Raw genomic sequence first — 25500 nt, forward strand, 5'->3', positions numbered from 1 at the left:
CGTTCGGCCGAGGCGTGGGCGCCGAGGAGACGGGAGACCGCCAGGTCGGAGGCCACCGGGCCGGCGGCTCCCGCCACCTGCGACGACCGCGGCCCCCGAATCCCTTCGTCGCCTTCCGGACTGCATCGACGCGCACGACGGCGATGAGCTTTTTCACCGTCGGGACTCTGCCCTTCCGTGCTTTGAGGGCGTGGATTGCGTCAGTCAATCCGGCATCGCCTCGGGTGCATCGCGCACCGGCACATGTCGATCACAAGCGGACCACACGCCGATCACGAACCGTCCGATACTCTCTGTGATCCGATTGATCTCGGTCGCAAAGGGGCGGCGGACTTCCCATTCATCGGCAAGCGCGGGCAATACGCTCGAAATGACACTGAGAGTGCCCGCTGACAGCAGTGCTAACATTTCCTGAATGGCGTTCCGCAATACTGAATGCGAGTAGAAAAATCATGGTGCAGTCCGTTCAGCGTGCGGCACGCATCCTGCGGGAACTGTCGGCGTCGGGCCCCCGCCTGGGCGTCACCGAACTCGCTGAGCGGATCGGCGTCTCCAAACCGGCCGTGCACGCGCTGCTGCGCACGCTGGAGGCCGAGGGCCTGGTGCGCCAGGAGAAGGAGACCAACAAGTACCTCCTCGGGGCGGCGCTGCTTCGCCTCGGCAACTCCTACCTGGAGACACAGGAGTTGCGGTCCCGCTCGGTCGCATGGGCGGACACCCTGGCCGAACGCACCGGCGAGGCGGTGTGGGTCGCCGTACTCGACGACGACCGGCACATGCTCGTCGTGCACCACGCCTTCCGGCGCGGCAGCGGGGTGCAGATCCTGGAACTGGGCGCCAGCATCCCGTGGAACACCTGCGCACTCGGCAAGTCCCTTGTGGCGTTCCTGCCGCAGCAGCGGCAGAAAGAACTGCTGGAGGGGGAAATGGCCCGGCTGACCGGGAAGAGCGTGGTGAACCCGACCGCAATGGCGGACCAGTTGGCGGAGATCCGGCAGACCGGTTACGCGCTGGAGGACCAGGAGAGCACGTTGGGCGAAGCCGGCATCGCCTCGCCGGTGTTCGACCGGTACGGCGATCCGGCGGGCGCGATCGGCACCGTCGGCCCCGTTGAGCGGCTCCTGGCCGAGGCCGACCGGCAGCGGCACGCCGTGGCCGTACGCGAGGTGGCGACGCTGCTTTCCCGCGAGCTCGGGGCAGGCCGGGGCATCGCCTGGCGCATGACCGACTGACCGCGAGCTCGGCCCCGCCCGGCTGGACCCGACCGTACGGCTGTGGGGTCGGGTCGCACGGCCCGGCAACGCAGCCGAACGGCCGCGCCCCGCGCGGCGCGTCAGGGCACCGGCGCGGGGCGCGGCCGTGGTGGTGGACGACGGCAGTGGTCAGCCCCGAGTTCCCAGCAGGCGTACGACGTCGACGACCCGGTGCGAGAAGCCGGACTCGTTGTCGTACCAGCCGAACACCTTCACATGGCGGCCGTCGCCGGTGACCGTGGTCAGCTTGGAGTCGAAGATGCAGGATGCCGGGTCGCCGACGATGTCGGTGGAGACGAGCGGGGCGTCGGAGTGGCGCAGCACCCCGGCCAGGGGCCCGGCCGCCGCCTCGGCGAAGGCCTCGTTGACCTCCTCGACGGTGGTCGGCCGCGACACGTACGCCGAGAGGTCGGTCAGCGAGCCGACCGGCACCGGCACGCGCAGCGAGAGGCCGGCCAGCCTGCCGTTGAGTTCGGGCAGGACGAGGCCGATGGCCTGCGCGGCGCCGGTGGACGTCGGCACGATGTTGAGCGCGGCGGAGCGGGCGCGCCGGGGGTCCTTGTGCGGACCGTCCTGCAGGTTCTGGTCCTGGGTATAGGCGTGCACGGTCGTCATCAACCCGTGCTCCAGGCCGAGCTGTTCGTGCAGCACCTTGGCGAGCGGGGCCAGGCAGTTCGTGGTGCAGGAGGCGTTGGAGACGACGTGGTGGACGGCGGGGTCGTAGTTCGTGTGGTTGATGCCGTACGCGAGAGTGAGGTCCTCGTTCTTGGCCGGGGCCGAGATGAGGACCTTGCGGGCGCCCGCGTCGATGTGTGCGGCGGCCTTCTTGGCATCGGTGAAGATGCCGGTGGACTCCACGACCACGTCGATGCCCAGCTCGCCCCAGGGCAGCTTGGCCGGCTCGCGCTCCGCGTGGACGGCGATCCGGCGGTCGCCGACCACGAGCGCGTCGCCCTCGGCGACGACCTCGGCCCGGAGCTTGCCCATGGTGCTGTCGTAGGCGAGCAGGTGGGCGAGCGTCGGCGCGTCGGTGAGGTCGTTCACGGCCACGACCTCCAGATCGGCTCCCTGGGCGAGCGCGGCGCGGAGGAAGCCGCGCCCGATGCGGCCGAACCCGTTGATGGCGACCTTGATGGTCATGTCTGCCCCTCTTCTCTGCATGGTCGAACGTGTCGCACCGGCGTACGGCGTGCCGGTGATGGTGGGTCAAGGCGTACGCGGGTGACGGCGGGTGCGGATGACGGCGTGCGCCGCTGACGGCGTGAGCGCGTGCGGCCGCGGCCGGCTACTTGCGCGCCGCGAGGAGGACGCCGGCCCCGCCGAGGACGAGTCCGACGATCGCCGACGGGTTCAGCGTCTGGCCCATGACCAGCCAGGCCAGCAGGGCGGTGACGGCCGGGGTGAGGAAGAAGAGCGTGCCGACCCGGCTCGCCGCCTGCTTCTTGAGCATGAAGTTGAGCAGGAGGAACGTACCCACGGAGTTGATCAGCACGATCCAGGCGAGCGATCCGCCGAACGCCCCCCAGTCGGTGACCTTTGGGTCCTCCAGGGTCAGCGTCATCACCAGCATCACCGGCGCGCTGGCCAGGAAGTGCAGCGCGGTGCTGCTGCGGACGTCCGCGCCCTGGGCGAAGCGCTTCTGGTAGACCGTGCCGGCGCTCAGGCCGAGCAGGCCGACGAAGGAGAGCACGATGGCGCTGGTGGAGAAGTTCAGCGCTCCGGCGACGGCCAGCGCGACACCGGCGCCGCCGACGGCGAAGCCGAGCCACTGCTGCCGGGTGATCTTCTCACCCACGAAGAAGCCCGCCATCAGGGCGATCAGCACCGGGTTGAAGCCCTGAATCAGTGCGACCACACCGCCGGGCAGCCCGTCGCCGATGGCCGTGTAGAAAGCGCCGAACTGCACGGCCTGCATCAGGAGACCGGTGACGACGACGTGCAGCAGCAGCCTGCCCTTCGGCCAGGGCGACCTGGACACCAGGGCGACCACCGTGAGCAGGACGCCGGCGACCGCGAAGCGGGAGAACGTCAGCAGCAACGGCGGTGCGGCGTCGGTGCCGATCACCGCTGCGATGAACGCGCTGCTCCACAGGAGGACGAAGACGGCGGGGACGGCGGCGGAGGCCCAGGCCGGTGCCTCGACGGCTGCGGGCTCGGGGGAGGGCGGCGCATCGACCTCCGTCTCGGTGACTTTCAGGTCGTCGCGTTCCATGGACAAGGGTGGCCTCTCGCTCAACAACTAACCAGCTGTGGGGGTTAGTTGGCACACTACAGATGGCCCGGGTAACCGGTCAATGCGGTCACTTGCGGTGTGTGAGTAACCGTACTAAGAGGTTAGTGAAGGGGTGCCATGGAACCGCTCGGCGCGGCTACTCTCGTGGGATGAAGTTCGCATTCGTCAGCGGCAGCGTGGCCCTTGACTTCGTCGGCACGGTCCAGAGTCGACGCGATGACCCGCTGGACCTCCTCACCGCCCCGGCCGACCTCGCCGACTGGACCGCCGCCGCGGGCCTACTGGACGCGGCGGCACCGGCGACCACGGCGGACCTGGCCGCGGCGGTGCATCTGCGCGAGGCGATCTACCGCCTGGTTCTCGCCTCGGCCGGCGGATCCCCCCTCGCGGCGGAGGACTGCGCCGTGCTCAACCGCGCCACCACCCGCGTCCCGGTACGCCAGGACCTGCAGCCCGACGGCACGGTCGTACGGCGCGGCTCGATCGGCGCCGTCCTCGCGACCCTGGCCCGTGACGCCGTGGAGCTGCTCACCCAGTCGCCAGGACAGGTCAAGGAGTGCGCGGCGCCCCGCTGCACCCGGCTGTACGTGGACCGCTCCCACCGTTCCTCCCGCCGCTGGTGCACCATGACGCGCTGCGGCAACCGGGCCAAGGCCGCGACCCACCGCTCCCGCCACCCCTCCTGACCGCCGTACGCACCCTGAAGAGGGACGGGGGAGACGGACGCCAGCACCTCCCGCCCACCTCCCCCTCGGATCCTCGGATCCTCGGATCCGTCCGCGCGGTCACAGCACCTGGACGGGCCGCTCCCAGATGACCAGGCCGAGGCAACCCTTGGGGCTGCGCGGTGCGTGCACGCTGTCCGGCGGCATGACCAGCAGGCTGCCGGCCCCGTACGTGCCGTCGTCCGTCTCCAGTTCACCGCTCAGGACGTAGATCATCTCGTAGCCGGGATGCCGGTGGGCGGGGGCAACGCAGCCCGGGAGGTAGCGCATGATCGCCGCGGCCGGCCCGCCCTCCCCGGTCTCCTTGACCGTGTAGAGCGGGACCATCTCGGCCTGGGAGCGCCCGTCGGCGTTGACGGGCTGGAAGACCAGATCCCGTTGAGCGAAGTTGGCGCCGGGCAGTCCGGTGAAGAGTGTGGGCAGCAGCTCGGCCATGGCGGCCTGGGCCTCGGGGGTCGACGTCATGGGTTCCCTATCTTCGGTTCGGTGTGGGCCAGTTGGAGAGGGGCGACGGACGAGGTCAGTCGCCGACCCGGCCGGCCACGCCGTCCACCCAGCGGTCCGCGAATCCGTCCGCGACGGCCCGGCTGCGCAGGGTGTACGTCTTGAGCAGCCAGCGCGAGCGGGACCGCTCGGGGTCGTTGACCTCGATCAACTCGCGGCTGTGCAGCCCGTTCTGGTTGGCGAAGATCAGCAGGTCGCCCTCCAGGATGCGGTGCCGCTTCTTCTGTGCCCGGGTGAGCGCGTTCTTCAGCTCGATCAGGGCGTCCTTGGCCACGCCCGGGGCGTCCGGCGCGACCGTGGTGTGCGTGTCCAGGTAGCGGATGCCGTAGTCGCCCTGGAAGATCGGATGCTTCTCCGAGACGCTCAGGCTGCTGTTGTTGTCCCGGGAGACCACGTCGAAGGGGGTGACGAAGTGTGCCTCCCCCAGGATGCGCAGCGTGTCCTCGGGCAGCACGGCGCGCAGGGTGCGGGCCTCGACGAGGCTGGTGCAGGTGTACTCCTGCACCGGGCAGCGCATGCCCAGCAGGCTGATGTAGTCGGCACGCACGGGATGGGCGGTGCGGTCGTTGTGGTAAACGAGCTCGCCGTCGCTGTAACCGGTCTGCTTCCCGTGGTACTTGCTGATGGAGTACACATCGGTGAAGAAGTCCCCGTTGAACCGGGTCGCGTAGGCCATCACAGGGGTACGGGTGAGGTGCGCCATGAGCTCCAGAAAACCTTCGCCCACGAAAGTCCGCTTGCGGGCGTACTTGTCCGCCTGCGGGTCGTCGTGGCCGAGCTCGGGAAGCTCCTTGTCCACCGGGCAGTTGCGCAGCACATGCGTGTCGGAGACGCCCTGCTCGCGGTCCGCCCGGATCCGTTCGGCCGCCTGGACCAGCGACTCGGGAACCTGGCCCTTTGTGGCCTGCCGTACGGCCGCGGAGAACGCGTGGTAGTCGTCGTACGGGTTGGTCTCGACGGCCTCGAGCACGCCGTACAGTTCGTCCTTCTCCCGGTCGGTGATGATGTGGAACGGCTGCATCGGCCTCACTCCTTCCCTTCGGTTTCGTTCTCTCCGGCGTCCCGTGTCCGCCCCAACGCCGCGTCCACGGTGGTGACTTCGGCGGTGCGGCGCAGCAGGGTCAGCGCCGCCTCGTGCAGTTCCGGGCTCGATGTGGCGGTGGCGTCCTCCAGCACCTCCACGCCGAAGTCCAGGTCGTGGGCCTCGCGGGCGGTGGACAGGATGACCAGGTCCGTTGTCACTCCGGTCAGCAGCAGCGTGTTCACGCCGTAGGACCGCAGGATCAGTTCGAGGTGCGTGCCGAGGAACGGGTTGACCCGGCGCTTGGCGACGACCGGCTCGTGAGTCTCGGGCTTGAGGGAGTCGTGCACCTCGGTGCCCCAGGTCCCCAGGATCAGCCGGTCGCCGTCGGCCGCCTCGGTGAACAGCGGGGACGTCGGCGGCCAGTCCGCGAGCCCGGGGGAGAAGCCGACGACCACGTACACCACCGGTACGCCCCTTTCACGGGCGCGGTCGATGGCGCGGCGGGCATGACCGAGGACGCCTCTGCTCTCGATCTGGTCGAGGCAGACATCGTTGTACTTGCCGTCGGGGTGGGCGATCTCGTTGATGAGGTCGAGCACCAGCAGGGCGGGGCGTCGGGTCATGCCGCACTCCTCGTCGTCGTGGGCAGGAGCGGCCGGCGCCGCCGCTCGTGCGCGCTGATCTCGGCCTCGTGCCGCAGGGTGTCGCTGATGGTGTCGGCGCCGCGCAGCAGCCGGTCCCGGGCGCCCTCGTTGATGCCGAACTCCTCGACCCGGTCGGCGAACCGGACCTGCCGCTGCTCCAGGTCGACGGTGATCCGTGTGGTCGGATCGGCCTCGGTCAGCTCCCACAGCCGCTCCACGGCGTCCGCCGTCAGTTCGACGGGCAGCAGGCCGCGCATGAGGGCGTTCTCGCGGAAGATGTCGCCGAAGCTCGGGGCGAGCACGGCACGGAGCCCGGACTTCTGCAGCGCCCAGACGGCGGACTCCCGGGAGGAGCCGGTGGCGAACTCGTTGCCCGCGACAAGGATGGTCGCGCCCTGATACTGGGGCAGGTTGGCGGGGAACGACGGCTCGTCGCGCCAGTCCCCGAACAGGCCGTTGCCGTGCCCGGTCAGGCTGAAGTAGGGGACGAAGCGGGCGGGGATGATCTGGTCGGTGTCGACGTTGCTGCGCCTGAGCGGCAGCGCCGTGCCGACGTGCACGGTGAACTGGTCCATGGCGGTGCGTGGCCTCACAGGTCGGTGGGTGCGGTGATCCGGCCGGTGACGGCGCTGGCCGCGGCCACGGCCGGAGACGCGATGTGGGTGCGCGACTGCTTGCCCTGCCGGCCTTCGAAGTTGCGGTTGCTGGTGGACACGGCGCGCTGTCCGGGCCGCAGCCGGTCCTCGTTCAGACCGCAGCACATCGAGCAGCCCGCGATGGGGCGGAAGTCCGCGCCGGCACCGGTGAAGACCCGGTCGAGTCCCTCGTCCAGGGCCTGCTGATGCACCGCGGCAGAGCCGGGTACGACGAGCATGCGCACCCCGTCGGCCACCCGGCGCCCGCGCAGCACCTCGGCCGCGGCGCGCAGGTCCTCTATGCGGCCGTTGGTGCAGGAGCCCACGAACACGGTGTCGACCCCGATGTCCGTCAGGCGGCCGCCGGGCTTCAGGTCCATGTACTCCAGGGCGCGTTCGGCCGCCGCGCGCTCGGTGGCCGTGGTGAAGTCGCCCGGACTCGGCACTCGGCCGTCGAGCGGCAGGCTCTGTGCCGGATTGGTCCCCCAGGAGACGTACGGCCGGACCGTCCCGGCGTCGAGGGTGACCTGCTTGTCGAACCGCGCGTCCGGGTCGGTGCGCAGGGACTCCCAGTACGCCACCTCCGCGTCCCAGTCCGCGCCCTCGGGCATGCCGGGACGCGTGCGCAGATAGGCGAAGGTCGTCTCGTCGGGGGCGACGAGCCCGGCCTTGGACCCGGCCTCCACCGACATGTTGCACAGGGTCATGCGGCCTTCCATCGACAGCGCCTCGACGGCCGGACCCCGGTACTCGATGATGTGCCCCTGGCCGCCGCCGGTGCCGATGAGCGCGATCAGCGCCATCACCAGGTCCTTGGGTGTCGCGTCCGCCGGGAGCCGCCCTGTGACGGTGACCGCCATGTCCTGGGGCCGGCGCGTCCACAGTGTCTGGGTGGCCAGCACGTGCTCGACCTGGCTGGTGCCGATGCCGAACGCGATGGCGCCGAACGCGCCGAGGGTGGTGGTGTGCGAGTCGCAGCACACGATCGTCATCCCGGGCCGGACCAGCCCCTGTTCCGGCCCGATGACGTGCACGATGCCGTGTCCCTTGTCGCCGCGCCGGTGCACGGTGATCCCGAAGGCGTCGCAGTTGTCCCGGAGTTGGGCGGCCTGCCGACGGCCCGCCGGATCGCCGAACCCGTCGAGGAGGGATGTGGTGGGCACATTGTGGTCCTCCGTGCCCAGCGTCAGCTCGGGGCGACGCACGGCACGTCCGGCGGCCCGCAGGCCGTCGAACGCCCGGGGCGTATTCACCTCGTGGAGCAGGTGCAGGTCGACGTAGAGGAGGTCGTCGCCCCCTGCCTCGCCCCCGCGGACCGTGTGATCGGCCCAGACCTTCTGCGCAAGCGTTGAACCCATGACCGCAAGGCTCGTGGCACGCGGTGCGCCGGGGCATCGGCCGATGGTGGAGGCCTCCTCCACCGATGCACGGCACTCCTCCTTCGGCGCACCCGGGCCATGACGGCCGGTCATGTCCTCCGTCGGTGGATGACGCGGCGGCTCGGGACGATCAGGATGAACGCGCGTCCCGCTCCCGTTCTGATTGCCGTCGGCACCCCGGAGGAGAAGTGAAGGGACACCTCGACGCACTCGTCCCGGCGGAACTGAATCCGTGTCCGGTTCACCGCCGGCCCGGACCGGACCGCCGCCTGTCCGGTCCGGGACGCCCGGGAGTGGGGGTTCGTCGGCCACGGAGTGTCGGTGTGGACGTGTCACGAGGCCCTCGTCCTCGACGACGAACTGCCCTTCGTGCGGCGCACGTCCACCGGCGGAGCGACCTGATCTGCCGGCCGGGCCCGCGTTACGTTCTGGCCGATGAGCTCTCGTGCATCACGACCGGCAGGCATCCTTCCCGCCCGCAGGACGACGTCGCCTCCTGCGCCACCTGCTCGGCGAGTGATCTGAAGAGCATCTCGGTGGAGGCGGCCCCCGGGTCCGGGTGGCCGATGCTGCGATAGCCGAGATACGAGGCGCGGCCCTTGCGCGCCTGCAGCGGGACCGTGGACCGGGCGCCTTCCGCCGCGGCCGCCGCGGCGGCCGCAGCCGCGGCCTCCAGGTCCCCACCCGCCACGCACACCTCATGAAAGGCCGTCACGGCCGGCGCAAAAGCGTCGACCATGGTCTTGTCGCCCCGGACCGCGGCTCCCAGCCCGACCACTGCGGCGAGTCCCGCCTCCAGGGCATCGGCGAGCTGGGCCACCCCCGCCCGATGGACCGGCAGCGCGGCGCCCATCGCCTGGAACGTACTCCCGTACAACACGCCGGACGCTCCGCCCACATGGGTCCGGAGTAATCGCCCTGTCTCGCCGAGCAGTTCACCCACGGTGCTGCGCGGCTCGTCCTTCAACAGCAGCCGGCGGACCTGGGACATGCCCCGGCGCATGTTGACGCCGTGGTCACCGTCCCCGATCGCGGAATCAAGAGCGGTGAGTCGGTCCACGCCCTCCTCGACCGCCCGAGCGAATGCTAAGAGCCAGGATCTGGCCAGCGCGATATCCACGATTCTCCCCGTTACAGCGACACATGGGCGCCGACACCCGACAGCCGTGCCGAGCGACACCCGTCGGAGGGGCCCCGGTGAGCTGCTGTGTGCTCACGCAAAGAACCGATCTTGCTCCCCCGCAAGAGCCCGACGGTAATGCCGACCCTGTCGGCCGGTCAAGGCACTTCTGTGGAAGGGGAGTTCACGTGCTCCTGCCTCATGAGGGCGCGGACCTCCGCCGGCGAGCCGCGGGGTTCGCACCCGCTTGAACCGGGACCGTGCGGGAGGCAGGCACAGTCCGACTGTCACGAATCTGTTCAGAACGCTGTTCGTCATTGCTGAACGCAATTCCCGTGATTAGGCTTCAGGTCGATCGATCGCACACTTGACGAAGGGCGTACCTCATGTCTCTGGAACGTGATCTGTTCGGCGCGGAATCCGCCGACGACAGAGCGCGCGTGCTGGTGGCGGACCACGACCCCATCTCGCGCCACGTTCTGACAAGCGTCCTCGGTACCTCGGCCCAACTCGACGTGGTGGGCAGCGTGAACAACCAGCAGCCACTGCAGCAGTGGCCGCTCGGTCACGTCGATGTGGCCGTCCTGGCCATCGCCCCGCGCGAGGACGCCACCGGCCTGATCCGGCAGCTGGACCTGCGGAAGGTGCGGGTCCTGGTCGTCGGCACCGGCTGGACCCAGCGGCGCCTCGACGCCGTCTTCGCGGCCGGTGCCACCGGTTGCCTGGTGAAGACCATCAAGGTCGCCAAGGTCGCCGCTGCCATCCGTGCGGTTGCTTCCGGCCACACGGTGCTCTCCCCGGAGCTGCGTGCTCTGTACACCCGGCGGGTGTCCGCCCCGCCGGTCCCGGCCCCCGCCGGTTCCATGGACCTCCTGCACACCCTCACCTCGCGCGAACAGGAGGTGCTGCGGCACCTCGCGGAAGGCATGTCGACGGCCGAGACGGCGGTCCGATTACGGGTCTCGCCCGCCACCGTCAAGAGCCATGTCTCCCACGCGCTGACCAAGCTCGGCGCCCGCAACCGGCTGGAGGCCGTGCTGCTGTTCCAGCAGTCCTGGCGCGCCGAGAGCGACACAGCCGCACCCGCCGCCCGGCGCCGGTCGGCCGAAGTGGCCTGAAACCGGCCCGACGGCAGACGGACGAAAGGGCGCCGGCCGCCCCGAGCGGGGCAGCAGCCCTCCTTTCGTCCGTGTCGCCACGTCCTTGTCGCCTCCCGATCAGTTCGCCGCCCACTGGGTCAACCGTTCCATCGCCCCCTGCAGAACCTCCCGGGACGCCGCGAACGACAGCCGCACGTACCCCTCGCCGCCCGCCCCGAACGCCGAGCCCGGAGCCACCGTGACCGCGGCCTCGTCGAGCAGCCGCTGGGCGAAGGCGGCCGACGTGAGCCCCGTGCCCCGTACGTCGGCGAACGCGTAGAACGCGCCCCCCGGGTAGGCGCAGGTGACGCCGGGCAGCGCATTCAGCGCGGAGACCGCCATCTCCCGTCGCTCCGTGTACTCCGTGAGCATCCCCGCGACGTCGTCGGCCGTCCGGGTCAATGCCGCCACACCCCCGCGCTGCACGAAGGACGCGGCACAACTCACCGTGTGCTCCTGGACCTTGAGGGCATGTGAGATCAGCGGCTCGGGCCCCGCCAGGTAGCCGAGCCGCCAGCCCGTCATCGCGTACGCCTTGGAGAAGCCGTTGACCGTGATCGTCCGGTCCGCCGCGCCGGGCAGGCTCGCCAGGCTGAGGTGACCGCGGCCGTCGTAAACGATCTTCTCGTAGATCTCGTCCACGACGAGTACGAGGTCGTGCGCCACCGCGAACGCCACGATCTCCTCGGCCTCTTCGCGGTCCAGTACGTGCCCTGTCGGGTTGGCCGGCGTGTTCACGACCAGCGCCCGGGTGCGGTCCGTGACCCGGTCCTCCAGGACCCGCCGGGACAGCCGGAACCCGTCCTCGGCGCTGAGCTCGGCCGCCACCGCGCGGGCGCCGAGCAGGCCCGCCATCGCCGGGTAGCTCACCCACGCCGGAGTGGGCACGATGACCTCGTCCCCCGGGTCGAGCACGGTCATCAGCCCCGTGAACAGCGCTTGTTTGGCCGACGGGGTGACGATGACGCCGGTGGCCGGATCCACGCGGATGCCGTTCTCGGCGGCGAGCTTGTCCGCGACGGCCTCCAGGAGTTCGGGGACGCCCCGGCTCGGGGTGTAGTGGGTGTCGCCGTCCTGCAGCGCCGAGACGGCCTCCGCCACGACGGGCGCCGGCGTGGTGAAGTCCGGTTCGCCACCGCTGAGGTCCAGCACCTCGACACCGCTGCGCCGCAGCCGCTGGACCGTCTCCAGCAGGGCGACGGTCGCGGACCGCTCGACACCCGAGAACCGCTGTGCGACGCGCACGCTCATCCCGCCTTCATCTCCGGCGATCGCTCGCCTGCCGTCTCGACACCCGGGCCGACCAGCTCGGGGGTACGCGCCCGGGGCACACCGGTCCGGGTCACCGGACGAAGCGCGTGCGCCGCAATGGCGTCGGCGTCATGGACGAAGTCGCTCCACATGCCCGGTCGGCTGCTGCCGACCTGCATGAACCACCTGGTGTGCTCGGTGGGGATGCCGAGGACGTACATGCCCTCGTCGACGCTGCCGTCACGGTCCACGGGATGGAACGGGCTGCGGGTCACGGCGAGTCCGCCGGTGTCGTAGCCCGCGCCGTCGCTGTGGTTGACATAGCTCGTCCACGCGCCGGACTCGCGCAGCCGGGCCGTGAGCGAGCTGAGGTCCCGGCGCAGATCGGGGTCGGGGATCCGGGCGTCGACCAGCGTTGTGACCCGGACTGCGGAACCGGGGACCTGGGGCGAGGACACCACGAAGCGGCCCTCGGTCGGGCCGGTGTCGAAGCGAGTCCGCGGCCCGACGACGCGCAGCATCCCGTGGTCGATCAGGGCGAGCACCTGCTGGAGCCGCTCCCTCGGCGGCCCGGCCGCGAGGAACGAGGCCCTGGGCACGTACCAGCCGAGGAAGTCCTCCCGCTGTGAGCGCCCGGTCAGCCCGGAGAAGTCGACCAGGTCGCGGATGACCCAGCGGGTGTCGCGCATGACGTCGAGCGCCGCCTTCAGCGGGGCGTCGACGTTCCCCTCGGCCGCGTACGTCAGATCCTGCTCGATCTCCTGGCGCAGCGCGCGCTCGAAGTCTCCCGGACCTGTGAACCTGCGGTGCGCGAACGGCCGGGCGAGCGCGTCGATGTCGATCGGCGGAACGTCATGCAGCCCCAGCCGCCCGGCGATGGCCTCCACCGGTGGCACGCCCTGCTCGGCGGCGAGCTCCACCTGTGCGCGAAATCGTTCGGCGACCTCGCCTCCGAAGGCGCGCCGCAGCGCCGTTCCGTAGTACACGAGCTCGATCTCGGCCATGAGCCACGGGAAGAGATGGCTCATGAAGTCGAGCGGCCCGCGCGGCTGGTGGGCGCGGACGCGTGCGGGGGTGAACAGCACCGGGCGGTAGGAGTACCGGGGAGGCTTCTGGTTGCGGCCCCGGGCCGGCAGGGGCATCCCGCTGCGGGAACCGGCGACGATCACCGGTTCCTCGCCGCTCGGCCGGTAGACGAGCGTGCCGTCATCGCGCGGGGTGAAGCGGCCGCCCCGCCCGATGGTGAGGGCGGCCATCACATCGTAGAAGGACAGGCCGAGCCCGATCACACCGACGCCGGAGCCGGGCGCGATCTCGTCCAGGGGCATGTCGGCCGCCGACTCGCCCTGGATGTAACGGAGTTCCGGATGCTGCCGCGCGAAGTCGGCGAGGTCGCCTTCCCGGCCCGTGAGCCGGTTGCGGGAGTGCCCGGTGGTGAGCACGACCCGGTCGACGTCCAGCCGCTCGCCACTCGACAGCGCGATCCCGTAGCGGCCGTCAATGCGTGCGACGTCCTCGACCCGCTCCTTGATGCAGCGCAGTCGTACGCCGGACGGCAGGGACGCTTCCACCGCGGTGAGCACCGCGCGCAGATAACGGCCGTACTGCCGGCGCGGCGCGTAGCTGTCCGGGCCGGGGTAGTCCCCGACGGACTCCCACCACTCGCCGAACGACGGACCGGCCCCGGCCCGTGCCGGGCCGCCGTCGGGCTCGCCCGAGTACGCGGAGCACTGCCCCGCCACGGTGTTCATCAGGAACCAGTCGGGCTGGTCGGTCCGGTAGACCTGTCCGGCCCCCGGCTCCACCGCGTCCACCAGGAGCAGCCGGACATCCAGGGGGCCCGGGTGCTCCGAGAGGCGGGCGGCGAGCCGCTCGAGCACCATCATCCCTCTGGGCCCGCCGCCGATCACAGCGATGCGCGTCGCACTCATGCGGCCGCCCTCTCCCCGCCGACCTCGCGGTCAACGATGTACGCACAACTCCCGGGCAGATTCAGCGATTCGATGGTGCGGAACCTCATCGCGCCGCTGCCACCGCCATGCGCATGCCGAGCTCACGCGCGAGCCGCTCCCGTACGACCGACAGGTCCTCGCAGTCGCCCCTCTCGCGCTCGGCGATGTGGACGCGGTACAGCTCGTCGAGCTCAGCCTCGTCGACCGTCACGTCGAGCTGTTCGATGAGGTGGCGCAGCACGGTCCGTCCGGAGTGGCGCCCGATGAGCAGGGAGCGTTCGCGGCCGAACCGCGCCGGCTCGACGTACTCGTAGGTGCTCGGGTCGCTGAGTATGCCCTGCTGGTGGATACCGGCCGCGGTGCCGAAGACGTACTGGCCGAAGATGGGCTTGTTGCGCGGCACCTCCAGCCGGATGATCTCGCGCAGCCGGTTGTACGCCGCGTACATGGCCTCCAGACGGACACCGGTGGTCATCCCGAGCAGCTCGGTCTTGTACGCGAGGGCCGCCGCGACCTCTTCGAGCGAGGTGTTGCCGGCCCGCTCGCCGATGCCGCCGAGGGCGACCTGGATCTCGTCCGCCCCGGCCGCGAGACCGGCCAGCGTGTTGGCGGTGGCCAGGCCGAAGTCGTTGTGGCAGTGGGTGGAGACCTTGATGGGCGGCGGCGCCCACCGGCGGATCTTGCCGATGAGCGTGCCGAACTCCTCGGGGAGGTGGCACCCGGTCGTGTCGGCCAGGATGATGCAGGTCGCGCCCGCGTCCACGGCCGCCTCGGTCAGCGCGCGCAGCAGGTCGTCCTCGCCGCGGCTGGCGTCCTCGATGCCGACGGCGATGTCGGTGACGCCCAGTTCGACGGCGAACTTCACCGTGTCCACGACCTCCTGCACTGCCGCGTGCCGGGTGATGCCGCGCTTGTGGGTCAGGTGGATCTGGCTGCCGGTGGCCACCATCTGCACCTGATGGTTGTCGGTGCCGCCGGCCTCGACGGCGATCTCGACGTCCTTGCGGGTGGTGCGGGAGAACGTGGCGAACTTGGTGCCGGACAGATGCTGCGCGATCAGCCGGGTCGCCTCGAAGTCGCTGGGTGAGGAGGCGGGAAAGCCCGCCTCGACGGTGTCCACGCCCAACCCCGCGATCAGCTGGGCCAGTTCGAGCTTCTGCTCAGGATCCATCGCGTTGCCCGGCGCCTGTTCGCCGTCGCGGAGCGTGGTGTCGAAGACGGAGATACGACGGGGTGCTGCGTGCTCGTTCACTCTTCCCCCAAGGGCCTGGGACGCGCTCGGACTCCTCGGCCGAACGGCACCGATCCTTGGCAATGGGCGGCTGCGCGTCATCAGCCGATGGAGGAGCGCCGGGCGCCGCACCGCACACTCGGAATCACTCCCGCGTCTTTGGTGGAGCGGGGTCCACCAAAGGCCATGGTCCGCACACCGCGTCCTCCCAAGGCCGATGCGCGGCCGACCTCGCTGCCATGCCGTGCCGGGACCGGCCGCCGGAGTCGGGGGCGATGGCTCCCGATCGACCCGTCCTCGGAGGCGAGGGGGCAGACCTAGGTCATGACGCCGTTGGCTGCGGGTAGCGGGGCACTTGATGCTGAGCAAGCCCCGTGCTGGGCTGACGCGCCGGGTCGAAGCGTGGCGGCCGCCCGCGATGGTTTCCGCGACCCATGGTCACCCTTGCCGTGGATTCACCCGGCAGTTGGTATGGAGGTATTGGGAAGTGCCGTTGGTGAAGTCGTAGATCGCGACCGTCTGGGTGTCCTCCAACGGATGCGCCGGCGGCATCAGGAAATGGGTCTCGCTCACCGGGAGCAGCTCATATCTGATCCGGTCCGGCTTCCGGAGGAACTGTGCCTGCACCGGATCGAGGACCAGGGTCAGGTACACGGGCCCGAACATGTGGGGATCCGGTACGGGCACCCGCGAACGCAGCATCTCTCGAATGCTCTCGGCCGAGACGATGCGCTTTCCACTGGGTGTCGTGCCGTGGTTGAGGTCCATCGGCTACCTCGAAGCCATGGAACTGGTCGTGCGCCAACCGGATCCCGGCGGGCGCCGCGAACGCTACGTCATCGACGACGACGCCTGGCTCCGGGCGTGGCAGGCCGACACCGGCGCACACTCCAAGATCGCAACCGCCGCACAGCGGGGCATCCAGATCTTCGGCGCCGACACGACCGCCGGCACCCGACTCGGCGCGATGGGCCAGTTCTTCGCCAGGCTCAGCGAGCAGATGAGCGGCAGCACCCTCACCGCGACCGCCGTGTACGACGCGCTGACCGTGGTCGCTGCCTTCGTGCACGCCGACCGACCGCTCTCCCTGGGCACGCTGGCCACCGCACTCGATTGGCCCGAAGACCGCGCCACCGCCGCCCTGGACGCGATCCGGCGGCAACCGGCCATCGCAGATCCCCTCACCCTGAGGACCGTCGGACCCCGGACATACACCCTCACCACGAGACCGGACCGCCTCAGCCCGGCGCAATCCAAAGCACTCCGCCAGTAAGTCGCGCCAACCCCTCCACGCGCCAACGCCTCCACGTATCTGGGCGGTAGGGCGTGGAGCCGGTCAAGTACTGGATCTCGCACCTGCCCGCCGACCGTCCTGCAACGAACTCGTCGCCGGGAAGGTCTCGTTGGCGGATCGGGCCCGATGGCCACGACGCCGGGACTCCAGAGGCGCGACCCGCAGCTCCGACCCCCGCAGCCCCGCCACCTTCCCCGCGTCGTCGGCGCGGCGCAGTGCGACCTGTCTCTCCGTTCGAGACGAACAGGCTTACTCCGGTCGCGAAATGACCCGGCGCCCTACCTCCCGGGATCGATGCCCAAACCCTCTACCGGCAGTAACTAGCAGAAGTTTCCTGACTCTTCTTCCCACTGCGAAGCCACGATGGAGCGACGCTCAGGATGGCCGGCCCGGCGGCCTCGTGCCCCCTCGCACATGCATGTGCTCCGGGAGAAAGGTGAAGAACGACTTGCGCGCGATCAAGCTGAACCGCAGGGGAGTTGTGGTCAAGGGAGCTGTGGCTCTGGTGGCCGGTGGACTGCTCGCCACGCTGAACCTCTCCTCCGCTTCCGCCCACGACATGCCCGGCTGGGATGCGGACAACCCCGATCTGGTGGGCGACTGCAACGGAACCAACCCCTACGACGACGATGTGAGCCCGTCTCAGGAAGACGGCTGCCGCTACCAGGTGGACCGGCGTGAGGTCATCGAGGGCAAGGCGCAGCGGACGTCCAATGTCTTCGAGAACTGCACCGGCCCGGGCAACGCCCTCATAGCCATCACCAACACCCACACCGTCACCTCCGATGTCTCGCTGGCGCGGACGCACACCGTCGGCATCACGGTGAGCAATCTCTTCCAGAAGGTCCTCACGGCGGGTGCCAACTACCAGTACTCCGAGACGAGGACGACAAGCTTCGGCAAGGCCACGGCCAAGGCCGAGGCCGTGACGATCAACATCGAGCCCGGCTACAAGGGTTGGCTGGAGTTCCGGCCCAACATGACCCGTACGCACGGCACTCTGATCGCCGAATACGGCGAGCCCGTCGGCCCCGAGGGCGACCAGCACACGATGTGGTCCTACGGGGACGTCTTCGCCGACACCCCCATCACGGAGAACGGCATCGCCTCCGGCACCTGGGTGCGCCGTAGTGCCAAGTGCGCGAAGGGCGACAAGACGGTCTCGGCCAAGGTCGCCGAGGCGAAGCGGAACCCCTCGGGCGCCGCCGCGGTCCGGGGCTGACCTTCCCGTACTCGCTCAAGGCCCACCCCAGTCGTCAGCGTTCACGACCGTCCGGCCGCCCCGCACGCGGGGGCGGCCGGACGGTGCCGTTGCAGGGGAGTGCCGCACCTCGCTGATGCGCCGGCGGGTGGGGGTGGCGTCGTTCGTCCCGCCGTCGACCGGGTGTTGGTCCGCGGTGCTGACGTCGTCGTACCGGAAGCCGTATCCCTGTGGGGAGTTGGCGGGGACGATTTGTGACCAGGGGTCGGTGGTCTGATCCCGGTAGTGGTTCCACGGGAGGATCGCTACGACCGGAAGGATGGATCAGGCTCGCTCGTGCCGGCGGAGCTTGCACGTCCGCCTCGCCATCGCCTGAACTTGTGCCGCGAGGAGCCCGCCATGTCCGGCGCCCGTCCCAAGGGCAGCCCTCAGTCCCTCCGCGCAGCCGCTGCCTCAAGGGCGTCGATGTCGCCGGACATGATCGTGCGAACGTGCTCGGTGATGCGCTGGACGGGCCAGTCCCACCAGGCCAGGTCCAGAAGTCGGGCGCGGTCCCCGTCGTCGAAACGGTGGCGGATGAGCCTGGCCGGGTTGCCGCCGACGATTGCGTAATCGGGAACGTCGTCGACGACGACGGAACCGGAGGCGATGACCGCTCCATGACCGATACGGACGCCGGGCATCACCGACGCCCCGTATCCGAACCAGACGTCGTTGCCGACCACGGTGTCCCCGCGGCCGGGCAGGCCGGTGATCAGATCGAAGTGCTCGGCCCAGGACCCGCCCATGATCGGGAACGGAAATGTCGAGGGGCCGTCCATGCGATGGTTTGCCCCATTCATGATGAACCGCACGCCCTCGCCCAGCGCGCAGAACTTACCGATGACCAGCCTCTCCGGACCGTAGTGGTACAGAACATTGCGCGTCTCGAACGCCGTCGGGTCGTCCGGATCGTCGTAGTAGGAGAACTCCCCGACCTCGATCAGCGGTGAGGTGACCAAGGGCTTCAGCAGCACCACACGCGGCTGCCCGGGCATCGGGTGAACCACAGTGGGATCAGGAACAGATGGCATCACACGTCTCCTCCCGTACGCGGTCGAAGCCAGCCTCTCATGATCGCGTCCTTGTCCTGCCCGACCGGTCGCGTACCCGGCGGAGGGGGCCGTTTCCGCACCCGGAGCAGCCGTCCGCCCCAGGGCCCGGATCCGTACGCAGCCTCCGGACCGTGGCCGTGTCCCGAACTGAGTAGGAGAGCGGATGCCCCGCCCGAACCCGGGTGCTTGACTCGTCGTCGTGACGACGAACGAGAACGAGAACGAGACCGGGCCCGAAAGGCGCTCCCGCACCCTCAGCCACCGCGAACTGCGCCTCATCTCCGGTATCGCGCTCGCTCTCCTGCCTGCGGTGTTCTTCGTGTCAGTGCTCTTCACCATCGATGAAGCCCTCGACGGCAGCGGCCCCGGCCCATCGGGCCTTGCGGACCTTGGCGCGTGGTTGCTCGGGTGTTCCGGGGTGTTGGGTCTCGCCGCTCTGCTGCTGCCCGCACGCAGGGTGGGACACAGGGGGCGGTGGGCTCTGCTGATCGGCCAGGTCGTGCTGATGCCGGTCGGGCTGGCCCTTATCGTCGCCGCGTAGCGGCAGGTCGAATCGGGCAGTACCGGCGGACGACGGTTGCCCGGAAGACCAGCTTGGGCCGGGGCCCCGGCGTCACGCACCAGACGGCGGGTCGGCGGCAAGGTCATCGTCCGCCGACCAGCTTCTCCCGGGCCGGTTCTGCATCATCCCCACCGCAGGGCCGCACGCTGTCCCTCATCGCACCGACCGCTGATCAGCGGTCGGGCGAGCGGGCGAGCGGGCGAGCGAGCGGGCGGGCGGGCGAGGTGCGGAGTGGGTCGTGCCAGCCCCCCCCCGAAAACGTGTGCTGCGGCCAAACGCAACGGGCTGCGGATTCGCGGCAGGACAGGTCGGGGGAGCGCGGAGCCGCGCAGAACATGACTCCTTGCCCTCGATGCGGTCGTTGGGGAGGGCCACCAAATCCGGAGCCGTCGTCCTGCGCGCCAACTCCCATCGCGGATCAGCAGGGAGATGCCCGCAGAGCGAACAACATGGTGGTGCTAGCACCACCCCGTAGAAGTGAAGCTACGGCCAGTGCAATGCACTGCGGATCGCGGCAGGGTTTCCATTGCGGGGACGACATCGATTTCCCCCCTCTCATCCAACACGACATCGAGAAAGGTTGGTCAGAGCCGCCATGAATCGAAGAATCACCCCCTGATTCACCATGGGTGCCGTCGCGCGGTTGGTCGTCCTGGGCGGTGGAGCACGGCTTTCCTGCCGAGATGCATGCCCATGTCAAGGCGTCGTAAAGGGCATCTGCTTACCCAACGAGTCCTTTTCCTGGGGGCAGATACGGATGCTGGATCGACCCGTACAGCCCGGAAGTGCGACCGACCTCCGCCGCACCCTGCGCATGCCCGTGGTGGGCAGTCAATTTGGCGCCTGCCTGTACCCGACTCCGAGGGCGCGGGTGGCCTCCGAGCCGGCGCGCTGCGCGTGCTCGGAGCGGGTGCTGAAGGTCGGCTCCCGGCCAGCAGGTGCAGCTCAGCGCGCGTGACGGGCAACCGCCCCTGCGCCATCCGACCTGCTCCAAGTCGTCGTCGGCGAGGGTCGCCGACTGCCCTGCACCGCGCTCCCGGATTCCCAGGAAACAGCGTGTCCCGGCCGGATGCAGCATTTCCTGCCCGTTGAGTAACGGGCGCGGCCCGTGAGGGACCACTGGCCGTGACGTCGACCGGGGAAATGCACTCCGGGTGCGGAGCGTGGCCGTCGCCTCGCGCTGCGAGTTGAGTAGTCCGTGCCCGTCACGAGAAACCCGGAGCGAAATAACCTCCGCTGCTGGAGTCGGCCGAGCACGTCTTGTCAGAACACCTCTCCGCGAGCATGCCGTGCTCAAAGCTGTGAGATTTTCCGTTTTCGATGCAAAGGAGTCTTCCCGTGCTGCACATACGAACCGTCTTCACCTGTGACCAGAAGGAGAGAGTCAGTGCGTCTGCGTAGTTCGCTTATCGCCGGAGTGGTCCTTGCAGGCGCATCCGTGGTCGCCCTACCAGCGTGCAGCTCCACCACCGACAAGTCCTCGGACTCGCCATCGGCGTCCAATGCCACCACTGGCAAATCCTCCGCCTCTCCATCAGCATCCAAAACCGTTGAACGCCCTACCACCAACCGGAAGGACAGGTTTCAGTCGCTGTACGTGCCGATGCGCGACGGCACACGGATCGCTGTGGACGTTTGGCTGCCCCAGCCGCTCGCAGCACGCGGGAAGGTCCCGACGGCGATGAAGGCGACCCGCTACTGGAAGGGCAGGGCGGGTGACTCCGGCACCGCGGAGACCAAGCGCTGGACCAAGGCGGGCTACGCCCTCGTTCTGGTGGACGCTCGCGGCAGCGGCGCGTCCTTCGGTACCCGCACCAGCGAGCTGTCCAAAGCCGAAGTCGCCGACTACGGCGAGATCCTCGACTGGATCAGTGCCCAGCCATGGTCAACGGGCCGGGTCGGCACCTTCGGCGACTCCTATGACGGCGACACCGCCGAGATGATGGCGCGGCTCGACAACCCCCATCTCACCGCGATCGCGCCTCGGTTCAACGACTACGAGATGTATCACGACCTCATCCGGCCGGGCGGCACGGAGATGGCTGTGATCTACAGGTGGTTGACGGCCTCCCGGGCGCTGGACGGCGTCGACGGCGCGGTGTGCGACCTCGCCGAGAAGCTGGGCAAACCCTGCGACGACAAGTGGCGTGCCGAGTTCGGCAAGCCGCGCCCCGTGGACGGACGGCAAGGCTCCGCCCTCGTCAAGGCGGCACAGCGCGAACACCAGTCCAACGTGGATATCGCCCCTCTCCTGAAGAAGAACTCGTTCCGCGACGACCGCCAGGGCGGAGTTTCCCTGACCGCCGGCAGCACGGGCAGCTACCAGCGGGAAATCTCCCGTTCTCGGGTGCCGATGTTCGTGCCCGTCGGCTGGCTCGACGCGGGTACGGTCAACGGCGCGCTCTCGCGGTTCCTGAGGTTCGGCAACGCGCAGGAGGTCGTGATCGGTCCGTGGACCCACGGCGGAGAGGCTGACGCCAATCCCTTCAACTCACCCGACAAGCCCGCCGCGCCCTCCCCGGCAGAACAGTGGAAGGCGCTGATGGACTTCTTCGACCGGCACGTCAAGGCAGCCAGTCCCGCCAAGGCGAAACGGATCACCTACTACACCCTCGGTGAGAACCGCTGGCGCACGACGACGGTGTGGCCCCCTTCGGGAACCGAGACCTACAGCCGGAAGCTGGGAGGCGGGTCCACCGACGTCTACAAGGTCGACCCGAAGGCCAGTACCGGACCTGCGAGCCGCTGGAACGGCAACCTCACCAGCGAGGACATCGTCTACCCGGACCGGCGTAAGGCCGACAGTCGCTTGCTGACCTACACCGGCGGGCCGCTGCGTCGCGATGTCCGGGTCACCGGTATGCCGGTCGTCAAGCTGCGTATGGCGGTCGACAAGCCCCATGCAGATGTGCGTGTCTATCTGGAGGACGTCGCTCCCGACGGACGCGTCACCTACATCACCGAGGGCCAACTGCGGCTGGCCAACCGCCGGGTGGATCCCGGCAAGTACCCCGATGCGGCGGTACGAGTCCCGCACAGCTACGCGCGCAAGGATGCCCGCCCGATGTCTCCCGGAGAGATGGAAGACGTCACGATCGGCCTGGTGTCCACCTCGGCCCTGTTCCGCGAGGGGCACCGCGTGCGTATCGCCATCGCCGGCGCGGACGCCGGCAACTTCGTCCCGTTGAAGGGCGGGGCCACCGAATTCACGATCGACCCCGGCCGGTCCACGGTCAGCCTTCCGGTCGTCCGTTGACGAGGTCGTCGGAGCGTGGCGCTCACTGTGGACCAGGTCCACGGTGAGCGCCGGCATCGGGGCCGGCCATGGCGGGATGTGGAGCGGCTCGCCATCCCGGCGGGCCGGCTGGAAGCGGCATCGGACCGTCTGCAACGGATCCATCACCACCATCGGGCGCAAGGTCACCACTGCCCCCGCCGCGAGGGTCGCCGTCGCTGTCCGTTCCGACGATGCGGCCGTCCTGGTCCCGCCGCACGTGCATGGTGCGCTCCTGCCGGCCTCGCGAGTGGGCGCGGGAGGCGAGTTGCTCGACCGGGCCGCTCATCGTGGCTGCGCAGGCCCCTGGAGTTGGGCCACGGGCGGCCCGAAGCCGGTGGAGACGACGAGGGCTTCAGGAGGGCCGGCACGATGATGCGCACGACCTCGGTGGTGCCGTCGCGGTTCAGGCGCAGGCGCGGTCCATCGCCGAGGAGGACGCGGGCCGGTGCGTCTCCGTGGGCTCGACCGTCGTCCGCCCCCACCCGTACGCCGCCCCGCGCCTCGCTCTGCCGACCGCGTCGGGACGCCTTACGGGCGCGGTGGCTGCTCGGGTGCTCACTGAGGACGTACGCCAAGGAGACCGCCAGTGCCGCACCGGTCAGGGCGAGGAGAGTGGTGTCGGGGGCACGGCCGAGAGCCCATTCGAGTCCCAGGGTGATCGCGGGCAGGCAGGAGAAGAGCAGCAGGAACACGATGGGCCTGATGCGGTGCAGGGCGATCTGGAACAGGAAGAGGGGGACGACCACGGCCCCCAGACCCAGCGCGACCATGAGGAGCAGACGCTGCCAGTCGGTGGGCAGGGCGCCGGCGGTGATGAAGTGCAGCGCCAGCGCCAGGATGTAACTGAGGTGGAAGCGGACGGACATGACGTGTGTGGGGCTCACGCCGTGACGTGCCAGATGATGCGAGCTGACGGCGACGAAGGCCACACCGACACCGGAGACGAGCGCAAGTGCGGCCCCGGCAACGGTCTCGGCGGTGCTGTGTTCCCGCAGCGCCGCCACGCACATCAGAAGGCTGATCAGTGGCATGACCGAGGCGAGCAGCCACTGGGCGCGCCCGCGTTTGTGCACCAGCGTGCCGTTCCTGCTCGAGGAGAGCGTGACGAGGCCGAGGAGCACGAGCGGCCCGGCGGAGGCCTCGACCACGGTGACGATGGAGGCGGGGAGCAGGGTGAGGGCCGCGTAGAAGCAGAGGAACGACACGGCCCCGGCCACATTGATGGCCCGTACCCAGCGGCGGACCTCACGGTCCGCAGAGGCGCGTTCCGCCGTCGTAGGTGCCGTAGAGAGCGGTCCTGTCGTTGCGGGTTCCTTCGTGGCGCGTCCTGTGGGGGTCCGTGAGGACCGGCCGCCCAGATGCCGCACCACGAGGAACACCACCGCTGCCAGGACGAACGCCACGAAGGAGAAGGCCAGGCTCTCCCGGGGCGAGAGCAGGATGGACACCGCGTTGTGGCAGAGGGCTTGGAGGAAGAGGGCGAAGAGCACCAGGGCGATCATCGGCCGCCGCCCGTGTCCGTCCCGGCCCCCGCGGGCATGTGTGCCTCGGCTTCGTCGACGCGGTAGATCTCGCGCCGGTCCTCCATGGCGTGCAGCGTCCGCAGCGACTCGTCGACGACGGCGGGGTCGGAGTGGACGAAGAAGGCGAACCCAGCCTGTCCGCAGGAGAGCCACGGCTCCTCCACGCGGCCGCCGGCGGGGACGATGCCCGTGACGCCGTGGAACCCCGGCAGGGCGCGCAGCCGGTCGAGACCGGGCATGCCCAGCACGGTGCCCTTGCGGGGCAGGTGCAGAAAGGCGGTGCCCAGGGCTGCGTGCGGGGCGTAGGGCTCCGTGAGGCGACGCAGGAAGCGGCCGGGGGAGAGGTACCTTTCGGCGATGAGGTCCGCCTGATTGTGGCCGAGCGCTGCCGAGTAGGCGGAATGCGAGAGGGTCGCGCCCATGAGCCGCGCGTTCACCTCCACCAGCCGCGGTCCCCGGTCGGTGAGACGTATCTCCGTATCGGCACCACCGTTGCGCACCCCCAGCCCGTCCAGACACCGGAACGCGTAATCCACCACCTCACGGTGCTCTTCGCTGAGAGTCCGTACGACCTGCTGGTTGCGGTACACCGGGCGGCCCTCGACCTCGTCGATACGTGAGGTCTGGAAGTCCGTCAGAAGGTGACGGCCTTGGTGGCTGACGGTGTTCACGATGAGCTGCGGTCCGTTCAGCAGCTCCTGGATGATCACGGTGTCGTTGAGATTCCGGAGCAGGTTCCTGCGCCCGGCGATCCGGGCGAAGGCCGTACGCACCTCGCCCGCGCTCCGGCAGGTGAAGCACCCGTCGCTTCCCGCGGCGTTGGCCGGCTTCACGAACACGGGGAACCCCGGAAGGCTGAGCAGCGCATCTTCCAGCTCATCCGCGCTGCGTACGGACCGGGTCAGGGGGACGGGGACACCCTGAGCCTCCAGTTCCCGCATCATGCCGAGCTTGTTCCGGCGGACCGTGGATCGGGCCGGATCGTGGAGGTCGAGGCCCATGCGGGCGTTCAGGGCGTCGGCGTGCGGGACGCCGTACTCGCTGCCGGGGACGACGGTCCGCACATTCCGCGCCATGAGGCTCTCCGCGGTCTCCTCGACGGACCGGCTGAGCACGGACGGGTGTCCGTCCGCAACGGCCTTCCGGTACCACTCCGGGTCGTCGTACACGTGCAGGGGTTCCTCGCCCCGGTCGCGGAACGCCCGGATGAGCTCGGTGCCCGTCGACAGCGGGTCGACCACGGCCACGAGGCCGTGCGGGGGCCGGTGCGGGAGGGCGTCGACACGGCTCGTCGGTCCGGTGAGGACGGCGGTGGACGTCATGGTTCACGGCTCCTTGCGGAATGGGCGGGGCAGACGCTGCAGGTGGGCGTCCGGTCCCGCGAGCTGCGGGTCATCGGGCAGTCGACAGGGGCCCGCCGGTGAGGGCGCCGGTGTCACGGAGGGCACCGACATGTCGT

General features: G+C 69.7%; 24 protein-coding genes. 7 read left to right on the plus strand and 17 right to left on the minus strand.

Annotation, left to right across the window (positions count from 1 at the left end; all coding sequences use genetic code 11):
* Positions 1-204 precede the first annotated feature (204 nt).
* Positions 205-408, minus strand: coding sequence for a hypothetical protein (locus ACGFNH_RS30000; protein ID WP_393659079.1), 204 nt, complete (start codon positions 406-408; stop codon positions 205-207).
* A 44-nt stretch (positions 409-452) separates the two neighbouring features.
* Between ACGFNH_RS30000 and ACGFNH_RS30005 the strand changes: the two genes are divergently transcribed.
* Positions 453-1232 (plus strand): IclR family transcriptional regulator, encoded by a 780-nt coding sequence (locus ACGFNH_RS30005; RefSeq protein WP_393659080.1) that lies wholly within the window; start codon positions 453-455, stop codon positions 1230-1232.
* Between the two features lie 150 nt (positions 1233-1382).
* On the opposite strand, the gene gap is transcribed toward ACGFNH_RS30005, so the two are convergent.
* Together gap and ACGFNH_RS30015 are read right to left on the minus strand one after the other, a co-directional pair.
* Positions 1383-2393, minus strand: a complete 1011-nt coding sequence (gap, locus tag ACGFNH_RS30010; RefSeq protein WP_393659082.1) for a type I glyceraldehyde-3-phosphate dehydrogenase — start codon at positions 2391-2393, stop codon at positions 1383-1385.
* A 145-nt stretch (positions 2394-2538) separates the two neighbouring features.
* On the minus strand, positions 2539-3465 hold the full coding sequence (locus ACGFNH_RS30015; protein ID WP_393659084.1) for a DMT family transporter: 927 nt from the start codon (positions 3463-3465) through the stop codon (positions 2539-2541).
* Positions 3466-3635: 170 nt separating this feature from the next.
* On the opposite strand from ACGFNH_RS30015, the gene ACGFNH_RS30020 reads away from it, so the two are divergent.
* On the plus strand, positions 3636-4172 hold the full coding sequence (locus ACGFNH_RS30020; protein ID WP_393659086.1) for a CGNR zinc finger domain-containing protein: 537 nt from the start codon (positions 3636-3638) through the stop codon (positions 4170-4172).
* A gap of 99 nt (positions 4173-4271) precedes the next feature.
* On the opposite strand, the gene ACGFNH_RS30025 is transcribed toward ACGFNH_RS30020, so the two are convergent.
* From ACGFNH_RS30025 to dhaL, 6 genes are all read right to left on the minus strand, one after another.
* Complete coding sequence (locus ACGFNH_RS30025) at positions 4272-4676, minus strand: cupin domain-containing protein (RefSeq protein ID WP_393659088.1); 405 nt, start codon at positions 4674-4676, stop codon at positions 4272-4274.
* A gap of 55 nt (positions 4677-4731) precedes the next feature.
* Positions 4732-5736, minus strand: coding sequence for a TauD/TfdA family dioxygenase (locus ACGFNH_RS30030; RefSeq protein WP_393659089.1), 1005 nt, complete (start codon positions 5734-5736; stop codon positions 4732-4734).
* A 5-nt stretch (positions 5737-5741) separates the two neighbouring features.
* On the minus strand, positions 5742-6362 hold the full coding sequence (locus ACGFNH_RS30035; protein WP_393659091.1) for a cysteine hydrolase family protein: 621 nt from the start codon (positions 6360-6362) through the stop codon (positions 5742-5744).
* Positions 6359-6958: a 3-isopropylmalate dehydratase small subunit gene (gene leuD / locus ACGFNH_RS30040; protein ID WP_393659213.1), complete on the minus strand. Its 600-nt coding sequence runs from the start codon at positions 6956-6958 to the stop codon at positions 6359-6361. Before leuD ends, ACGFNH_RS30035 begins: the two co-directional genes overlap by 4 nt.
* Positions 6959-6972: 14 nt before the next feature.
* Positions 6973-8376: a 3-isopropylmalate dehydratase large subunit gene (gene leuC, locus ACGFNH_RS30045; RefSeq protein ID WP_393659093.1), complete on the minus strand. Its 1404-nt coding sequence runs from the start codon at positions 8374-8376 to the stop codon at positions 6973-6975.
* Positions 8377-8818: 442 nt separating this feature from the next.
* Positions 8819-9577: a dihydroxyacetone kinase subunit DhaL gene (gene dhaL, locus ACGFNH_RS30050; protein ID WP_393659095.1), complete on the minus strand. Its 759-nt coding sequence runs from the start codon at positions 9575-9577 to the stop codon at positions 8819-8821.
* 326 nt (positions 9578-9903) lie between these two features.
* Here dhaL and ACGFNH_RS30055 point away from each other — a divergent pair, with 326 nt between their 5' ends.
* Positions 9904-10635: a DNA-binding response regulator gene (locus tag ACGFNH_RS30055; RefSeq protein WP_393659097.1), complete on the plus strand. Its 732-nt coding sequence runs from the start codon at positions 9904-9906 to the stop codon at positions 10633-10635.
* Between the two features lie 99 nt (positions 10636-10734).
* On the opposite strand, the gene ACGFNH_RS30060 is transcribed toward ACGFNH_RS30055, so the two are convergent.
* The 4 genes from ACGFNH_RS30060 to ACGFNH_RS30075 form a co-directional block, all read right to left on the minus strand.
* Positions 10735-11907: a pyridoxal phosphate-dependent aminotransferase gene (locus ACGFNH_RS30060; protein ID WP_393659099.1), complete on the minus strand. Its 1173-nt coding sequence runs from the start codon at positions 11905-11907 to the stop codon at positions 10735-10737.
* Positions 11904-13838 (minus strand): FAD/NAD(P)-binding protein, encoded by a 1935-nt coding sequence (locus tag ACGFNH_RS30065; RefSeq protein ID WP_393659101.1) that lies wholly within the window; start codon positions 13836-13838, stop codon positions 11904-11906. Before ACGFNH_RS30065 ends, ACGFNH_RS30060 begins: the two co-directional genes overlap by 4 nt.
* 85 nt (positions 13839-13923) lie before the next feature.
* Positions 13924-15111 carry a LeuA family protein gene (locus ACGFNH_RS30070; protein ID WP_393659103.1) on the minus strand — a complete coding sequence of 396 codons (1188 nt, stop codon included), beginning with the start codon at positions 15109-15111 and terminating at the stop codon, positions 13924-13926.
* A 417-nt stretch (positions 15112-15528) separates the two neighbouring features.
* Positions 15529-15858, minus strand: coding sequence for a hypothetical protein (locus ACGFNH_RS30075; RefSeq protein WP_393659105.1), 330 nt, complete (start codon positions 15856-15858; stop codon positions 15529-15531).
* On the opposite strand from ACGFNH_RS30075, the gene ACGFNH_RS30080 reads away from it, so the two are divergent.
* Positions 15839-16363, plus strand: coding sequence for a hypothetical protein (locus ACGFNH_RS30080; RefSeq protein WP_393659107.1), 525 nt, complete (start codon positions 15839-15841; stop codon positions 16361-16363). The two genes, ACGFNH_RS30075 and ACGFNH_RS30080, sit on opposite strands and share 20 nt — an antisense overlap.
* Before the next feature lie 457 nt (positions 16364-16820).
* Positions 16821-17606: a hypothetical protein gene (locus ACGFNH_RS30085; protein ID WP_393659108.1), complete on the plus strand. Its 786-nt coding sequence runs from the start codon at positions 16821-16823 to the stop codon at positions 17604-17606.
* A 15-nt stretch (positions 17607-17621) separates the two neighbouring features.
* Here ACGFNH_RS30085 and ACGFNH_RS30090 read toward each other — a convergent pair whose 3' ends face one another.
* Positions 17622-17906, minus strand: coding sequence for a beta-1,3-glucanase family protein (locus ACGFNH_RS30090; protein ID WP_393659215.1), 285 nt, complete (start codon positions 17904-17906; stop codon positions 17622-17624).
* Positions 17907-18013: 107 nt separating this feature from the next.
* On the minus strand, positions 18014-18658 hold the full coding sequence (locus ACGFNH_RS30095; protein WP_393659110.1) for a CatB-related O-acetyltransferase: 645 nt from the start codon (positions 18656-18658) through the stop codon (positions 18014-18016).
* Positions 18659-18878: 220 nt separating this feature from the next.
* On the opposite strand from ACGFNH_RS30095, the gene ACGFNH_RS30100 reads away from it, so the two are divergent.
* Together ACGFNH_RS30100 and ACGFNH_RS30105 are read left to right on the plus strand one after the other, a co-directional pair.
* Complete coding sequence (locus ACGFNH_RS30100; protein ID WP_393659112.1) at positions 18879-19220, plus strand: hypothetical protein; 342 nt, start codon at positions 18879-18881, stop codon at positions 19218-19220.
* 1624 nt (positions 19221-20844) lie between these two features.
* Positions 20845-22497: a CocE/NonD family hydrolase gene (locus ACGFNH_RS30105; protein ID WP_393659217.1), complete on the plus strand. Its 1653-nt coding sequence runs from the start codon at positions 20845-20847 to the stop codon at positions 22495-22497.
* A 164-nt stretch (positions 22498-22661) separates the two neighbouring features.
* Here the strand turns inward: ACGFNH_RS30105 and ACGFNH_RS30110 are convergent, their stop codons facing one another.
* Together ACGFNH_RS30110 and ACGFNH_RS30115 are read right to left on the minus strand one after the other, a co-directional pair.
* Positions 22662-24020: an EamA family transporter gene (locus ACGFNH_RS30110; protein WP_393659114.1), complete on the minus strand. Its 1359-nt coding sequence runs from the start codon at positions 24018-24020 to the stop codon at positions 22662-22664.
* The gene (locus ACGFNH_RS30115) at positions 24017-25363 is read right to left on the minus strand and encodes an ATP-grasp domain-containing protein (protein WP_393659116.1); all 1347 of its coding nucleotides are present in this window, start codon (positions 25361-25363) and stop codon (positions 24017-24019) included. The genes ACGFNH_RS30110 and ACGFNH_RS30115 overlap by 4 nt, the downstream gene beginning before the upstream one ends.
* Between the last annotated feature and the right edge of the window lie 137 nt (positions 25364-25500).

Origin of the sequence: Streptomyces sp. NPDC048639 (genome assembly GCF_043199075.1) — a bacterium.
Classification (GTDB): Bacteria; Actinomycetota; Actinomycetes; order Streptomycetales; family Streptomycetaceae; genus Streptomyces.

Excerpts from the sequence above, each read along its gene's own strand:
- leuD (WP_393659213.1), bottom strand. The coding sequence starts at position 6,958 with ATGGACCAGTTCACCGTGCACGTCGGCACGGCGCTGCCGCTCAGGCGC.
- ACGFNH_RS30115 (WP_393659116.1), bottom strand. The coding sequence starts at position 25,363 with ATGACGTCCACCGCCGTCCTCACCGGACCGACGAGCCGTGTCGACGCC.
- leuC (WP_393659093.1), bottom strand. The coding sequence starts at position 8,376 with ATGGGTTCAACGCTTGCGCAGAAGGTCTGGGCCGATCACACGGTCCGC.
- ACGFNH_RS30005 (WP_393659080.1), top strand. The coding sequence starts at position 453 with ATGGTGCAGTCCGTTCAGCGTGCGGCACGCATCCTGCGGGAACTGTCG.
- ACGFNH_RS30000 (WP_393659079.1), bottom strand. The coding sequence starts at position 408 with ATGTTAGCACTGCTGTCAGCGGGCACTCTCAGTGTCATTTCGAGCGTA.
- ACGFNH_RS30025 (WP_393659088.1), bottom strand. The coding sequence starts at position 4,676 with ATGACGTCGACCCCCGAGGCCCAGGCCGCCATGGCCGAGCTGCTGCCC.
- ACGFNH_RS30075 (WP_393659105.1), bottom strand. The coding sequence starts at position 15,858 with ATGGACCTCAACCACGGCACGACACCCAGTGGAAAGCGCATCGTCTCG.
- ACGFNH_RS30060 (WP_393659099.1), bottom strand. The coding sequence starts at position 11,907 with ATGAGCGTGCGCGTCGCACAGCGGTTCTCGGGTGTCGAGCGGTCCGCG.
- ACGFNH_RS30055 (WP_393659097.1), top strand. The coding sequence starts at position 9,904 with ATGTCTCTGGAACGTGATCTGTTCGGCGCGGAATCCGCCGACGACAGA.
- ACGFNH_RS30110 (WP_393659114.1), bottom strand. The coding sequence starts at position 24,020 with ATGATCGCCCTGGTGCTCTTCGCCCTCTTCCTCCAAGCCCTCTGCCAC.
- ACGFNH_RS30105 (WP_393659217.1), top strand. The coding sequence starts at position 20,845 with ATGCGCGACGGCACACGGATCGCTGTGGACGTTTGGCTGCCCCAGCCG.
- ACGFNH_RS30030 (WP_393659089.1), bottom strand. The coding sequence starts at position 5,736 with ATGCAGCCGTTCCACATCATCACCGACCGGGAGAAGGACGAACTGTAC.
- gap (WP_393659082.1), bottom strand. The coding sequence starts at position 2,393 with ATGACCATCAAGGTCGCCATCAACGGGTTCGGCCGCATCGGGCGCGGC.
- ACGFNH_RS30095 (WP_393659110.1), bottom strand. The coding sequence starts at position 18,658 with ATGCCATCTGTTCCTGATCCCACTGTGGTTCACCCGATGCCCGGGCAG.
- ACGFNH_RS30035 (WP_393659091.1), bottom strand. The coding sequence starts at position 6,362 with ATGACCCGACGCCCCGCCCTGCTGGTGCTCGACCTCATCAACGAGATC.
- ACGFNH_RS30065 (WP_393659101.1), bottom strand. The coding sequence starts at position 13,838 with ATGAGTGCGACGCGCATCGCTGTGATCGGCGGCGGGCCCAGAGGGATG.
- ACGFNH_RS30020 (WP_393659086.1), top strand. The coding sequence starts at position 3,636 with ATGAAGTTCGCATTCGTCAGCGGCAGCGTGGCCCTTGACTTCGTCGGC.
- ACGFNH_RS30015 (WP_393659084.1), bottom strand. The coding sequence starts at position 3,465 with ATGGAACGCGACGACCTGAAAGTCACCGAGACGGAGGTCGATGCGCCG.